This window comes from Mycobacterium sp. DL, from assembly GCF_039729195.1.
Taxonomy (GTDB): Bacteria; Actinomycetota; Actinomycetes; order Mycobacteriales; family Mycobacteriaceae; genus Mycobacterium; species Mycobacterium hippocampi_A.
Genome location: NZ_CP155796.1, coordinates 4,780,685 through 4,794,672, shown reverse-complemented (window position 1 = coordinate 4,794,672; position 13,988 = coordinate 4,780,685). Strand labels below are relative to the sequence as shown.

The following is a 13,988-nucleotide window of genomic DNA, read 5'->3' as shown; positions in this document are numbered from 1 at the left end:
CGTGCCTGGCCTAACCGCTACACCACACACCTCGCAAGAGCTTCATGTGACTGGAATTAGAAAGCCCACATGTTCTTCTTACGATTAGCTCATCGTTGACAGGAGGAACATAACGGGGGGACTACGGACCGGCAATGCGGACTCGCGGCGTCGACGATGTCGACGCAGAGGTGCGCGTAGTTTGCTGGACCATCCCCGTCGCCCTCGACCCCCTGCCCGCGACGACGGGGTGCCTCACATGGAACACGTCGCAGTATCTGGCCCCGCATCAGGATCTTCGCTGCGGAGGTCCTTACTGTTACCTGTGCGTTCCCTGAGGTAATTGCGCCATCAAATTTCACTCATGATGAGGGGGAACGTTGTCCCGCAGCCAACGCTCACGGTCGGCGTCGTCATCGGGCGACGACTCCTCGGAGTCGTTCACGGACATCTCCGACAGATCGTCACCGAAGACGTTGTTAACTGCGTCCCGCGAACGGCGCGAGTGGGGGGTCACCGCGCGGCCTCCAAGTGACCAAGATCACACTTCGGACGGCGTCGATGTTCACCTGGTCGTAACGCAGCACTCCGCGGGGCGGACCGGCCGACACCGGCACTACAGCCCGGCGATGCCGACAGGCCGCTGTGCAGACAACCGGCCGGTGCGACCAATTCGTCAGATCTCCAGGCTGGATAGCTGGGCGATGATCTGCGCAGCCAGCGGTCCGAGCGTGGCCATGCCGTCCCGTACCGCCGCTCGCGATCCGGCGAGGTTCACGACCAGCGTGCTGCCGGAGATACCGGCCAACCCGCGCGACAGTCCCGCGTCGGGGATGCCGGCTTGCAGCCCGGACGCCCGTAGGGCTTCGGCGATGCCCAGCAGCTCCCGGTCGAGAAGGTCGAGAGTCGATTCGGGGGTGACGTCGCGCGGGGTGACACCGGTTCCGCCGACGGACACCACGAGGTCGACACCGCCGATGACCGCGGTGTTCAGCGCGTTGCGGATCTCGACCTCGTCGGAGGACACCACGACCACACCGTCGACGACAAATCCCGCCTCCCCGAGGAGCTCGGTGACCAGTGGACCGCTGTGATCCTCTTCGTCACCGTGGGCGGTGCGATCATCGACGACTACGACGAGCGCCCGGCCGACCAACGCAAGAGGCTGTTCCATGCGCTCAACCGTATATCTCGGCACGGACGTCAGCGCAGCCACACGCAGGTCTGGGCCGACCTGGCCGGCGATCAGCTTCACTGGTCCGCCTTACCGAGCGTGACCTCCACTGTCTGCGCGTTGCCCGACCCGTCCTGATAGGTCAGCGTCACCTTGTCCCCCGGCGCCTTCGACCGCACCGCCGCGACCAGGGCATCGGCGCTGCCGATCATCCGGTCGTCGAGCTTGGTGACGAGGGCACCGCTCGGTAACCCTGCCGCAGCTGCGGCACCGCCGGCGGTGACCTCGACGATCTTCGCGCCATCAGCCCCGGCATCGTTACCGACCTGCACACCGAGAGACGCCCGGGACGCGGTCCCGGTCGCGATCAACTCATCGGCGATCCGCTTGGCCTGATCCACCGGGATCGCGAAACCCAACCCGATGGAGCCGCCCTGCGCTGCACCCGAGTCGGCGCCCATGGTGGCGATCGCGGAGTTGATGCCGACGAGCTCACCGTTCATGTTCACCAGCGCGCCACCGGAGTTACCGGGGTTGATCGCCGCGTCGGTCTGGATGGCGTCGAGCACGGTGTTCTGGTTCTGCGCATCTCCGCCAGCAGCCACCGGGCGATTCAGGGAGCTGATGATGCCCGTCGTCACCGTGCCCTCGAGACCGAGGGGCGATCCGATGGCCACCACGTCCTGACCGACCACCAGGTCGGCGGACGAACCGATCGCAATCGGTGTCAGGCCGGAGACGTTCTCGGCGCGAACCACCGCAATGTCGCTCCCGGGGTCGGTGCCGACCACCCGGAACGTCGTCGTGTTGCCATTGGCGAACACCACCTTCGTCTCGGCGCCCGGACCGTCTGCTGCCCCGGCCACCACGTGGTTGTTGGTGAGGATCAACCCGTCCGCGGACAGGATCACACCGGAACCCTCTTCAGAACTACGCCCCTGGTTCACCTCCAGCTTCACCACGCTGGGGACGACCTTGGCGGCGACCTGCTCGACGGAGCCGGCCGGCACGCTGGCGGCGGGCCTGCTCGGAGCGGCACCCGTGGCACTGATGCCGGGCAGGCCGTGATCGGGGTGCGCCAGCACCGCGACGCCGCCACCGATACCCGCGGAGACAATGGCTATGGCGGCCGCACCGGCCGTCAAAGCCCCTGCGCGGGAACGCTTCCGAGGCTGCGGCTGCGACGGACCGGGCATCCCGGGGCGCGGGTACTGCCCCGGGGCGGCGGGCATCGGGGCGCCGCGATAGGGGTCATACTGAGCCCGAAACGCCTGTCGCTGTTGCTCAGTCGCGTAGCGCCAGTCGTAAGGCTGCTGCTGCTCGTAGGCGCCAGGCTGCTGCGGTCCGGTATGGCCTTGCGGCGCCTGCCCATGAAGACCGGGCTGACGACCCGGGGGCGGGGTCGGCGAGTACCTCGGGTGGTTGGTCATGTCGCTGCGATGCTCTTCCTGGAGTAGGTTCCGTCGCCTGGAACAACGAAGGGTGCTCCCTCAGGGTGCCCAAATGTGCTGAGAATCCCCTTAGAGATCCATTGACCAGCGATAACGATTTGGGGCGCCCTCAGGTGTCCGCCCACCATCTTCGCTTGTCTTTGTGCTCACCGCTGCGAGCACTCACTGCGTGTCGCGGCTTGTCACACCGTCTCGGCGTCGACCGTCTGACTGGCAGACAGGCGCCCGGGTAGCACCACGTGCATCGACGTACCCGGGGGCTGACCACCCGGGTTGGTTTCGCGGACGAGCAACGTGCCGCCGTGCTTGAGCACCACCTGCTTGACGATCGCCAGGCCGAGACCTGAACCCGGCATGGCCCTGGCAGCAGTCGAGCGGAAGAACCGTTCGAACACGAGAGTTCGTTCCTGTGGCGGGATTCCGGGACCCTCGTCGGACACCACCAGCTCCGCGTGCAGGGCATCGACCTGAGTGAGCCTGACGCCGACCCGGCCATCGGGTGGGCTCCACTTCGCCGCGTTGTCCAACAGGTTGAGCACGGCGCGCGCCAGCCCCGCCCCGTCGCCGTACACCTGCCACGGCGTGACCGATATGTCGAACTCGATGTCGTTGCGGCGCCTGCGAACCCGTTCCAGCGACCGTTCGATCACGTCGGCCAGCTCGACGGTCTCGTGGATCGCGCCGCCAGCCTCTTCCCGCGTCAGATCCACCAGATCGCCGACGAGCGTGGACAATTCCTCGATCTGAGCTATGACATCGGTGCGCAGCCCGGTCATCTCCTCCTCAGGGAGGCGTGGAGCCCCTGGCGCCATGGAGGCCATCAGAAGCTCCACATTGGTGCGCAGTGAGGTCAACGGGGTGCGCAATTCGTGGCCGGCATCGGTCACGAGCCGTGCCTGGCGCTCGCGCGATTCGGCCAACGCGCGCAACATCATGTTGAAGGCTTCGGTGAGGCGCGCGAGTTCGTCACTGCCGTAGACCGGTATCGGACGCAGGTCGTCGGTGCGGGCGACCCGTTCGGCTGCTTCAGTGAGCCGGGCCACGGGGCGCAGCCCGGCACGCGCCACCATTCCACCCGCGATGGCCGCCACGGCCACCCCTATCCCGCCCACGATGAGCAGGACCGAGCCGAGGCGTTTGAGGACCTGCCCCGTCGGCGCCAAGCTCTTGGAAATCAACAGCGCGCTCCCGTTGTCCAGATACAGGGCCAGGACCCGCTGGTGGCTGACCGTCCGCAGGGACATCAGCAGCTTGCCCTGGATGACGTCCTTCTCCGGGCCACCGAGCGGGAGCGTCTGCCCCTTCTGGTTGGCCGTGTAGATCGCCCGGGGGGTGAACAGCATGGCGTTCACGTCGGAATAGGCCGTGCCCTCGATCGCCTTGGCGGGATCGGCCTGCAGCGACCCACTCTCGACCAACAACTGGGCCCGGCTGCGCAGTTGGGTGTCGATGTCGTCGTAGAGCGCACGGGACACGACCGCGTACACCGCGACGCCCATCAGGACCACGACCATCGCCACCATCGACATCGCCAGCAGCATGACGCGCCACCGAAGCGACACCGAGCTCGCTGTCGGCGGGGCCGGCGCGACATTCGTCGACCACGGTTCGGGCGGCTGCGCGGCCATCGGTGCCCTCTCGCCTTCTCGCGTGGCCATCAGGACGTTCCCTTCTTCGCGCAAGCGCTCATCAGGGCGGAGTCTCGCGCAGCACATACCCCACCCCGCGCACCGTATGGATCAGCCGCGGTTCCCCTTCGGCCTCGGTCTTGCGCCGCAGGTAGCCGACGTAGACCTCGAGCGCGTTTCCCGATGTCGGAAAGTCGAACCCCCACACCTCCTCGAGAATGCGACTGCGGGTCAGCACCCGGCGAGGATTGGCGATCAGCATCTCCAGCAGCGAGAACTCGGTTCTGGTGAGGCTGATCGGGCGATCGCCGCGGGTGACCTCACGGGTGATCGGGTCCAGCGACAGGTCCGAGAACGTCATCGCCGCCGATTCGCTGCCGTCTTCGGGATTCGTGCGTCGCAGAAGTGCGCGCATCCGCGCCAGTAGCTCCTCCAGCGCGAACGGCTTGGGAAGATAGTCGTCGGCCCCGGCGTCCAGGCCTGCGACCCGCTCCGACACGGAATCGCGCGCGGTGAGCACCAGGATGGGGAGGTCGTCGCCGGTGCTTCGCAGCAGCCGGCACACCTCGAGACCGTCCAGCCTCGGCATCATGACGTCCAGCACCAGGGCGTCGGGCCGGTGGCTGGCAATCAGTTCGAGGGCTTCCCGACCGTCCTGGGCCAACTCGACCGAGTAGCCGTTGAAGGAAAGGGATCGTCGCAGGGATTCGCGCACCGCGCGATCGTCATCAACGACAAGTATGCGCACTGGCACAGTGTCGACCCCGTGTCTGAGATAGACCTGAGAGGCGCGCCGCCGAAGCGGCGTGTCGGTCGGCTAGCGGCGGTCGAGGTCGATCAGACCGAGCCGGGCGGCCTTGAGCAGGCGACGCGGGACCTTGTGCTGCTGACCTGCGACAGTCACGCCGACGAGGCCGGTCGCGGTGGCCTTCCACTGCGCGCGCCGGCTACGGGTGTTCGCGCGCGACATCCTGCGCTTGGGCACAGCCATGATCGAGCTCTCCATCTATCGGGTGGTGTCTGGGTGACGCTGCCGACGTGCTGGAACCAGCCGACGTCGGTTAGTGGTAGCCAGGATAACCGCTGGGCAGCGCGCGCTCCAAACTCCGGCCCGGCCTCGACGCTGAGACTGCAGCCTTGGAGAAGATGGTCGAGAGGCCGTCGCCGCCACCGCAGTCTCGAGATCTCCCGTAGGGCTGATGACGTCGAAGTCCGAAGGGGTTGACGCGGTACCGACGGTACCCAGTAACCTACCGGTTGGTTGGTCGCGTGTTCGACGGCAGGAGTGCGGGTGATATCTGCGGAGGGTCGCGGCAAAGGCGTCGCCCCGGTCCGTATCGGGAACTGCTCGGGTTTCTACGGCGACCGACTCGCCGCGATGCGGGAGATGCTCACCGGCGGCGAGCTCGACTATCTGACCGGCGATTACCTTGCCGAGCTGACCATGCTGATCCTCGGCCGCGACCGGATCAAGAATCCCGACAGGGGCTACGTCAAGACCTTCCTGCGCCAGCTCGAGGAGTGCCTGGGCATCGCCAGGGACCGCGGCGTCCGCATCGTCACCAACGCCGGCGGCCTGAACCCCGCGGGCCTGGCTGAGGCGATCCGCGCACTGGCGGACCGACTCGGCCTCGCGGTCTCGGTGGCCCACGTCGAAGGTGATGACCTGCTCCCCCGTGCCGAACGGCTGGGCCTCGGCAGTCCGCTGACCGCCAACGCCTACCTCGGTGCCTGGGGCATCGTCGACTGCCTCGATTCGGGTGCCGACGTCGTCGTGACCGGACGGGTGACCGACGCCTCGGTCATCGTGGGTCCTGCCGCCGCACATTTCGGCTGGCGACGGACCGACCACGACCAGATCGCAGGCGCGGTCGCAGCCGGACACGTGATCGAGTGCGGCACCCAGGCCACCGGTGGCAATTTCTCGTTCTTCGCTCGCGATTTTCCCGATCTGAGCTCCCTGATACATCCGGGCTTCCCGATCGCCGAGATTTACGAAGACGGCTCCTCGGTGATCACCAAGCATCCGGGAACCGATGGCGCGGTGACAGTCGACACCGTGACCGCCCAACTGCTCTACGAGATCACCGGCCCGCGCTACGCCAATCCTGATGCAACCCTGCGGATCGACTCGATCGAGCTGACCGCCGACGGCCCCGACCGGGTCCGGGTCAGCGGGGTCGTCGGCGAGCCGCCGCCACCCACGCTGAAGGTGTCGCTCAACAGCATCGGTGGTTTCCGCAACGAGATGACGTTGATCCTCACCGGCCTCGACATCGAGGCCAAGGCCGAACTGGTGCGCCGGCAACTCGAGACGAGCCTGGCCGTGAAGCCCGCTGAGCTGGAATGGACGCTGGCGCGCACCGATCATCCGGACGCCGACACCGAGCAGACGGCGAGCGCGCTGTTGCGCTGCGTGGTGCGCGACGCCGATCCCGCCACTGTCGGCCGGCAGTTCTCCTCGGCCGCAGTCGAACTCGCGCTGGCCAGCTATCCGGGGTTCACCAGCACCACCCCGCCCGGCGACGGTCAGGTGTACGGCGTGTTCACCGCGGCCTACGTGCCCGCCGACGAGGTCGACCACGTCGCGGTGCATTCCGACGGCTCCCGGGTCGACATCGCGCCTGCCTCCGAGACGCTGGATCTCGATACGGCGCCGCCGAGTCCGCTGCCCACGCCGCTGCCGGCCGGGCCGACAAGGCGGGTCCCGCTGGGCTCTGTCGCCGGAGCGCGCAGCGGGGACAAGGGCGGCAGCGCGAACATCGGCGTCTGGGTCCAGACACACGATCAATGGCGTTGGCTTGCACACACTCTGACGGTAGAGAAGTTGCGTGAGCTGTTACCGGAGACGGCCGACCTCCCCGTCACCCGACACGTGCTCGGCAATCTGCGGGCCGTCAACTTCGTGATCGACGACATCCTCGGCAAGGGTGTCGCCTACCAGGCGAGGTTCGATCCGCAAGCCAAGGGGCTGGGCGAATGGCTGCGCAGCCGCAGTATCGACATACCGGAGGAGTTCCTGACGTGAGCATCTGGACCACACCCGAGCGCGACGACCTACGAAAGACCGTGCGCGCCTTCGCCGAGCGCGAAGTGCTGCCGCATGTCGACGAGTGGGAGCGTATCGGCGAGCTGCCGCGCGACCTGCACACCAAGGCGGCCGCGGCCGGACTGCTCGGCGCCGGATTCCCCGAGGCGGTCGGCGGCGACGGCGGGGACGGCGCGGACGCGGTCGTCATCTGCGAGGAGATGCACCAGTCCGGGGCGCCCGGCGGCGTGTTCGCCTCATTGTTCACCTGCGGCATCGCGGTGCCGCACATGATCGCCTCCGGCGACGGACGTCTCATCGACACCTACGTGCGACCCACCCTGAGTGGCGAGAAGATCGGCTCGCTGGCGATCACCGAGCCCGGCGGGGGCTCCGACGTCGGGCACCTGACAACCCGCGCCGTCCGGGATGGAGACGACTACATCCTCAATGGCGCCAAGACCTACATCACCTCGGGGGTACGGGCCGACTACGTCGTCACCGCGGCCCGCACCGGAGGCGCGGGTGCCGCAGGGGTTTCGCTCATCGTCGTCGACAAGGGCACGCCGGGATTCGAGGTCAGCCGCAAGCTGGACAAGATGGGCTGGCGTTCGTCGGACACCGCGGAGTTGTCCTACACAGACGTGCGGGTACCCGTCGCCAACCTCATCGGCGTCGAGAACACCGGCTTCCTGCAGATCGCCGGCGCATTCGTCTCCGAACGTGTCGGCCTTGCCGCACAGGCGTATTCGAGCGCGCAGCGGTGCCTGGACCTGACCGTCGACTGGTGCCGCAACCGCGAGACCTTCGGCAAGCCGCTGATCGCGCGGCAGTCGGTCCAGAACACGCTCGCCGAGATGGCGCGGCGCATCGACGTGGCCAGGGTCTACACCCGGCACCTCGTCGAACGGCAACTCGATGGTGAGGCGAACCTGATCACCGAGGTCTGCTTTGCCAAGAACACCGCCGTCGAAGCCGGCGAGTGGGTGGCCAACCAGGCGGTGCAGTTGTTCGGCGGCATGGGCTACATGGCCGAGTCGGAGATCGAGCGTCAGTACCGCGACATGCGCATCCTCGGCATCGGCGGCGGCACCACCGAGATCCTGACCTCACTGGCCGCCAAATCACTCGGCTTTCAGGCATGACACTCAAGTCCGTCCTCGACACCCGCTCCCCCGGCTACGCCGAGGCCGCCGAAGCGATGTCGGCCAAGCTCGCCGAGTTGGAGGCGGAGCACTCCAAGGCGCTGGCCGGTGGTGGGGAGAAGTACGTGGCACGCCACCACGCCCGCGGCAAGATGACTGCCCGCGAACGTGTGGAGGCACTGCTCGACCCCGACTCACCCTTTCTGGAGTTGAGCCCGCTTGCCGCCTGGGGCACGAACTTCACCGTCGGCGCCAGCGTCGTGATCGGTATCGGTGCGGTCAGCGGAGTGGAATGCCTGATCGTTTCCAACGACCCCACCGTCAAAGGCGGCACCAGCAACCCGTGGACACTGCGGAAGATCCTGCGGGCCAACCAGATCGCGCGGCAGAATCGGCTGCCGGTGATCTCCCTGGTGGAATCCGGCGGTGCCGACCTACCCACACAGAAAGAGATCTTCATCCCCGGCGGCCAGATGTTCCGCGACCTGACCCGGCTGTCGGCCGCCGGCATCCCGACCATCGCGTTGGTGTTCGGCAACTCGACCGCCGGTGGCGCCTACATCCCCGGCATGTCCGATCACGTGGTGATGATCAAGGAACGCTCGAAGGTCTTCCTGGCCGGGCCGCCGCTGGTGAAGATGGCCACCGGCGAGGAATCCGACGACGAATCGCTCGGCGGCGCCGAGATGCACGCCCGCACGTCGGGTCTGGCGGACTACTTCGCCGTCGACGAACTCGACGCGATCCGGATCGGACGCCGAATCGTGTCGCGGCTGAACTGGCGCAAGCAGGGTCCGCAGCCGGCACCGGTGCGGGCGGCGCTGTTCGACGAGAACGAGCTGATCGGCATCGTTCCGCCGGACCTGCGCATTCCGTTCGACCCGCGGGAGGTGATCGCCCGCGTCGTCGACGGTTCGGAGTTCGACGAGTTCAAGCCGCTCTACGGTGGCTCACTGGTGACCGGTTGGGCCACGCTGCACGGCTACCCGCTGGGCATCCTGGCCAACGCACGAGGTGTGCTGTTCAGCGAGGAGTCCCAGAAGGCCACCCAGTTCATCCAGCTGGCCAACCGGTCGAACACCCCACTGTTGTTCCTGCACAACACCACCGGCTACATGGTGGGCAAGGACTACGAGGAAGGCGGGATGATCAAGCACGGGTCGATGATGATCAACGCGGTGTCGAACTCGACGGTGCCGCACATCTCGCTGCTGATCGGCTCCTCCTACGGCGCCGGGCACTACGGCATGTGCGGGCGCGCCTACGACCCGCGGTTCCTGTTCGCCTGGCCCAGCGCCAAGTCCGCCGTGATGGGCGGGGCGCAACTGGCAGGCGTGCTGTCCATCGTGAACCGCGCCGCCACCGAGGCCCGCGGTCAGGTGGTCGACGAGGAGGCCGATGCCGCGATGCGCGCGGCCGTGGAGGGGCAGATCGAGGCCGAGTCACTGCCGATGGTGCTCTCCGGCATGCTCTACGACGACGGCGTCATCGATCCACGGGACACCCGGACCGTGTTGGGAATGTGCCTGTCCGCCATCGCCAACGGCCCGATCGAGGGGACGTCGAACTTCGGCGTCTTCCGGATGTGAGTCCGATGAGCGCTTGCGCGAAGAGCGAAGGACGCAGCCGTGATTCGTAATGTTCTTGTTGCCAACCGCGGCGAGATCGCCCGCCGGGTGTTCGCCACCTGCCGCCGCCTGGGTATCGGCACGGTTGCCGTGTACACCGATCCCGACGCCGCCGCACCCCATGTGCGTGAGGCCGACGCCCGGGTGCGCCTAGAGGGCACCCGGGGTTACCTCGATCCGGCTCAGCTGATCGCCGCAGCCCTGGCCACCGACGCCGACGCGATCCACCCGGGCTACGGATTCCTCTCGGAGAACGCAGAATTCGCGGCAGCGGTGCAGGATGCGGGTCTGACCTGGATCGGGCCACCGGTGGCCGCCGTCGCGGCGATGGGGTCGAAGATCGAGGCGAAGAAGATGATGGCCGCCGCGGGCGTGCCGGTGCTCGAGGAACTCGACCCGGACACCGTCACCGCTGACATGCTGCCGGTGCTGATCAAGGCGTCCGCGGGCGGTGGCGGTCGTGGCATGCGGGTGGTCCGCGACCTCGCCGAACTACCGGAGCAGGTGCGGGCCGCCGGCCGAGAGGCCCAGTCGGCGTTCGGCGATCCGACGGTCTTCTGCGAGCGTTACCTGGAGGCAGGCCATCACGTCGAGGTCCAGGTGATGGCCGACGCACACGGCGCGGTCTGGGCGGTCGGCGAACGCGAGTGCTCCATCCAGCGCCGCCACCAGAAGATCATCGAAGAGGCGCCCTCACCACTGGTCGAGCGCATTGCGGGGATGCGCGACAAGCTCTTCGAAGCCGCGCGGCTGGCCGCGACGGCCATCGGCTACACCGGCGCGGGCACCGTCGAGTTCATGGCCTCAGGCAGTGACGAAACGGCCGGCGAGTTCTTCTTCCTCGAGATGAACACCCGCCTACAGGTCGAGCACCCGGTCACCGAGCTCACCTCGGGCCTGGACCTCGTCGAACTGCAACTGTCGGTCGCCGAGGGCACACCGCTGGGTGCCGCACCCCCGCCGTCACAGGGTTCCTCGATCGAAGCGAGGCTCTACGCCGAGAATCCGGCGGAGAACTGGCAACCGCAGGCCGGAACCGTGCATCGATTCGCCGTACCCACTGCGACAACAGAGTTCGGCCCCCTCGACGGCTCTGGGGTCCGTCTCGACTCGGGAATCGTCGACGGGTCGGTGATCTCGGTGTTCTACGACCCGATGATCGCGAAGGTCATCTCCTACGCCCCGACACGCGGGCGGGCTGCAGCGCTACTCGCCGACGCCCTCGGCAGGACCCGGATCCACGGCGTTCGCACCAACCGCGACCTGCTCGTCAACGTGCTGCGCCACCCGGCGTTCCTCGACGGGGCCACCGACACCGCCTTCTTCGACACCCACGGCCTCGCCGCGCTCGCCGCGCCCACTGTCGACAGCCAGCTCACCGCGATGTCCGCGGTCGCGGCAGCCCTGTCCGATGCCGCTCACAACCGTTCCAGTGCAACGGTTTTTGCTGCCGCACCCAGTGGGTGGCGCAACCTCGCGTCCGGTCACCAGACGAAGGTCTACGAGGACGCCGACGGGGTCACCCACGACGTCCGGTACCGCTTCACCCGCAGCGGTCTGCACCTCGCCGACCACGATGACGTCGTGCTGGTCTCGGCGACCGCCGACCACGTCGTGCTCACCGTCGACGGGGTGGATCGGCCGTTCGACGTCACCCGCTACGGGGACGACGTCCACGTCGATTCACCCGGCGGGTCGGTGCATCTGGTCGCACTGCCCCGCTTCCCCGACCCCGACGACGCCCTGGCCCACGGTTCGCTGCTGGCCCCGATGCCGGGATCCGTGCTGCGCGTGGGAGCCGCGATCGGTGACCCGGTGACCGCAGGGCAGGCGCTGATCTGGCTGGAGGCGATGAAGATGGAGCACACCATCACCGCACCCGCAGACGGCGTGCTCGTCGAACTCAACGTCGAACCCGGCCAGCAGGTCGAGGTCGGTGCCGTCCTCGCCCGGGTGGACAACCCGGCGCCCGCAGACAACCCAGGAGGAACCCCATGACCAACGGCTTCGTCGAAACCGAGGAACAGCAGGCACTGCGCAAGGCGGTGGCCGCGATGGCCGCCAACTACGGGCAGGACTACTACCTGGAGAAGGCCCGGGCGGGTCAGCACACCGACGAGTTGTGGAGCGAGGCAGGCAAACTCGGATTCATCGGGGTGAACCTTCCGGAGCAGTACGGCGGCGGCGGCGCCGGCATGTACGAGTTGGCCCTGGTGATGGAGGAGATGGCCGCAGCGGGCGCGGCGCTGTTGATGATGGTGGTCTCGCCCGCGATCAACGGCACCATCATCTCCAAGTTCGGCACCGACGAGCAGAAGAAGCGCTGGATCCCCGGGATCGCCGACGGGTCGATCACGATGGCGTTCGCCATCACCGAACCCGACGCCGGGTCCAACTCCCACAAGATCACGACGACCGCGCGACGCGACGGCAGCGACTGGATCCTGTCCGGCCAGAAGGTCTACATCTCCGGCGTGGACCAGGCCCAGGCGGTGCTGGTGGTCGGCCGGACAGAAGAAGCCAAGACGGGGAACCTGAAACCGGCGCTGTTCGTGGTGCCCACCGACACCCCGGGGTTCACGTTCACCAAGATCCCGATGGAGATCGTCAGCCCTGAGTTCCAGTTCCAGGTGTTCCTCGACGAGGTGCGACTGCCGGCCGATGCGCTCGTCGGGTCGGAGGATGCGGCGATCGCGCAACTGTTCGCCGGGCTGAACCCCGAGCGCATCATGGGCGCCGCCAGCGCCGTCGGCATGGGCCGCTTCGCGATCGACAAGGCGGTCGACTACGTCAAGACCCGCCAGGTGTGGAAGACCCCGATCGGCGCTCACCAGGGGCTGTCCCATCCGCTGGCCCAGAACCACATCGAGATCGAGCTGGCGAAGCTGATGATGCAGAAGGCCGCAGCCCTCTACGACAGTGGCGACGACGTGGGCGCAGCCGAAGCGGCCAACATGGCCAAGTACGCCGCCGGTGAGGCATCGGTGCGTGCTGTCGACCAGGCGGTGCAGTCGCTGGGCGGTAACGGCCTGACGAAGGAGTACGGCATCGCCTCGGTGCTGACCGCTTCGAGGTTGGCCCGCATCGCGCCGGTCAGTCGCGAGATGATCCTCAACTTCGTGGCGCAGACGTCGCTCGGCCTGCCCCGGTCCTACTGATGGACGCACCACTGGTCCGGTACGACGCCGACGGTCCGGTCGCGCGGCTGACGCTGGATTCCCCGCACAACCGCAATGCGCTGTCCACGGCGTTGGTCGAGCAACTCCACGACGGGTTGACGCGGGCATCGGCCGAGAAGGGTGTGCGGGCGGTGGTGCTCGGACACACCGGACGGACCTTCTGCGCCGGCGCCGATCTGAGCGAGACATCGGCAGCGGGAGCCGACCCCGGCGAGGTCGCGGTCGGGCGGGCCCACGAGCTCACCCGGTTGTTGCGCAGGATCCTGGAGTCCCCGCTGCCCGTCATCGCGGCGATCGACGGACACGTGCGGGCTGGCGGGCTCGGCCTGGTCGGTGCGTGCGACATCGTGGTCGCGGGCCGCGCGAGCACATTTGCACTCACCGAGGCGCGCATCGGGGTTGCCCCGTCGATCATCTCGCTGACGCTGCTGCCCAGGATGACGGCACGGGCCGCCGGACGCTACTTCGTGACCGGCGAGAAGTTCGATGCCGATGCCGCCGCAGACATGGGCCTGGTCACCGTCGCCACCGACGACGTGGCGGCGACGGTCGCCGAGTTGGCGTCGGCGATAGCGCTGGGTTCGCCACAAGGCCTGGCCGCATCGAAGGCGTTGACCACCGCATCGGTCATCGAAGACTTCGATCGTCGCGCAGAGAAATTGACCCGGCAGTCAGCAGAATTGTTCGTTTCCGACCAGGCGCGGGAGGGAATGTTGGCCTTCCTCCAGAAGCGGTCACCCGATTGGGTCGGCTGAGCTGCTTACAGTTTCGTCAAG

Annotated in this window: 11 protein-coding genes; 6 read left to right on the top strand and 5 right to left on the bottom strand. The window is 67.5% G+C overall.

The genetic code is table 11. The annotated features are described in order from the left end of the window. Window positions 1–655: 655 nt before the first annotated feature. The 5 genes from ABDC78_RS22885 to rpmF all read right to left on the bottom strand — a co-directional run bounded on the left by ABDC78_RS22885 (window position 656) and on the right by rpmF (window position 5,223). Entirely contained in the window at window positions 656–1,201 is a 546-nt protein-coding gene (locus tag ABDC78_RS22885) for a MogA/MoaB family molybdenum cofactor biosynthesis protein (protein WP_178360488.1), read from the bottom strand. 29 nt (window positions 1,202–1,230) lie between these two features. Next, the gene (locus tag ABDC78_RS22880; protein ID WP_178360472.1) at window positions 1,231–2,583 is read right to left on the bottom strand and encodes a trypsin-like peptidase domain-containing protein; all 1,353 of its coding nucleotides are present in this window, start codon (window positions 2,581–2,583) and stop codon (window positions 1,231–1,233) included. A gap of 203 nt (window positions 2,584–2,786) precedes the next feature. Beyond that, the gene (locus tag ABDC78_RS22875; RefSeq protein WP_178360489.1) at window positions 2,787–4,232 is read right to left on the bottom strand and encodes a HAMP domain-containing sensor histidine kinase; all 1,446 of its coding nucleotides are present in this window, start codon (window positions 4,230–4,232) and stop codon (window positions 2,787–2,789) included. Between the two features lie 61 nt (window positions 4,233–4,293). Beyond that, window positions 4,294–4,980 (bottom strand): response regulator transcription factor, encoded by a 687-nt coding sequence (locus ABDC78_RS22870; protein WP_178360473.1) that lies wholly within the window; start codon window positions 4,978–4,980, stop codon window positions 4,294–4,296. A 69-nt stretch (window positions 4,981–5,049) separates the two neighbouring features. Continuing rightward, window positions 5,050–5,223, bottom strand: a complete 174-nt coding sequence (gene rpmF, locus ABDC78_RS22865; RefSeq protein WP_178360474.1) for a 50S ribosomal protein L32 — start codon at window positions 5,221–5,223, stop codon at window positions 5,050–5,052. 387 nt (window positions 5,224–5,610) lie between these two features. On the opposite strand from rpmF, the gene ABDC78_RS22860 reads away from it, so the two are divergent. From ABDC78_RS22860 to ABDC78_RS22835, 6 genes are read left to right on the top strand one after another with little or no spacing between them, the layout of a single operon-like run. Then, window positions 5,611–7,260 carry an acyclic terpene utilization AtuA family protein gene (locus tag ABDC78_RS22860; protein WP_178360490.1) on the top strand — a complete coding sequence of 550 codons (1,650 nt, stop codon included), beginning with the start codon at window positions 5,611–5,613 and terminating at the stop codon, window positions 7,258–7,260. Further along, window positions 7,257–8,405, top strand: coding sequence for an acyl-CoA dehydrogenase family protein (locus tag ABDC78_RS22855; RefSeq protein WP_178360475.1), 1,149 nt, complete (start codon window positions 7,257–7,259; stop codon window positions 8,403–8,405). Before ABDC78_RS22860 ends, ABDC78_RS22855 begins: the two co-directional genes overlap by 4 nt. Continuing rightward, entirely contained in the window at window positions 8,402–9,994 is a 1,593-nt protein-coding gene (locus ABDC78_RS22850; RefSeq protein ID WP_178360476.1) for an acyl-CoA carboxylase subunit beta, read from the top strand. The genes ABDC78_RS22855 and ABDC78_RS22850 overlap by 4 nt, the downstream gene beginning before the upstream one ends. Before the next feature lie 39 nt (window positions 9,995–10,033). Beyond that, the gene (locus ABDC78_RS22845) at window positions 10,034–12,031 is read left to right on the top strand and encodes a biotin carboxylase N-terminal domain-containing protein (RefSeq protein ID WP_178360477.1); all 1,998 of its coding nucleotides are present in this window, start codon (window positions 10,034–10,036) and stop codon (window positions 12,029–12,031) included. Then, window positions 12,028–13,191: an acyl-CoA dehydrogenase gene (locus ABDC78_RS22840; protein ID WP_178360478.1), complete on the top strand. Its 1,164-nt coding sequence runs from the start codon at window positions 12,028–12,030 to the stop codon at window positions 13,189–13,191. Before ABDC78_RS22845 ends, ABDC78_RS22840 begins: the two co-directional genes overlap by 4 nt. Beyond that, the gene (locus tag ABDC78_RS22835; protein WP_178360479.1) at window positions 13,191–13,967 is read left to right on the top strand and encodes an enoyl-CoA hydratase family protein; all 777 of its coding nucleotides are present in this window, start codon (window positions 13,191–13,193) and stop codon (window positions 13,965–13,967) included. The genes ABDC78_RS22840 and ABDC78_RS22835 overlap by 1 nt, the downstream gene beginning before the upstream one ends. Window positions 13,968–13,988 lie beyond the last annotated feature (21 nt).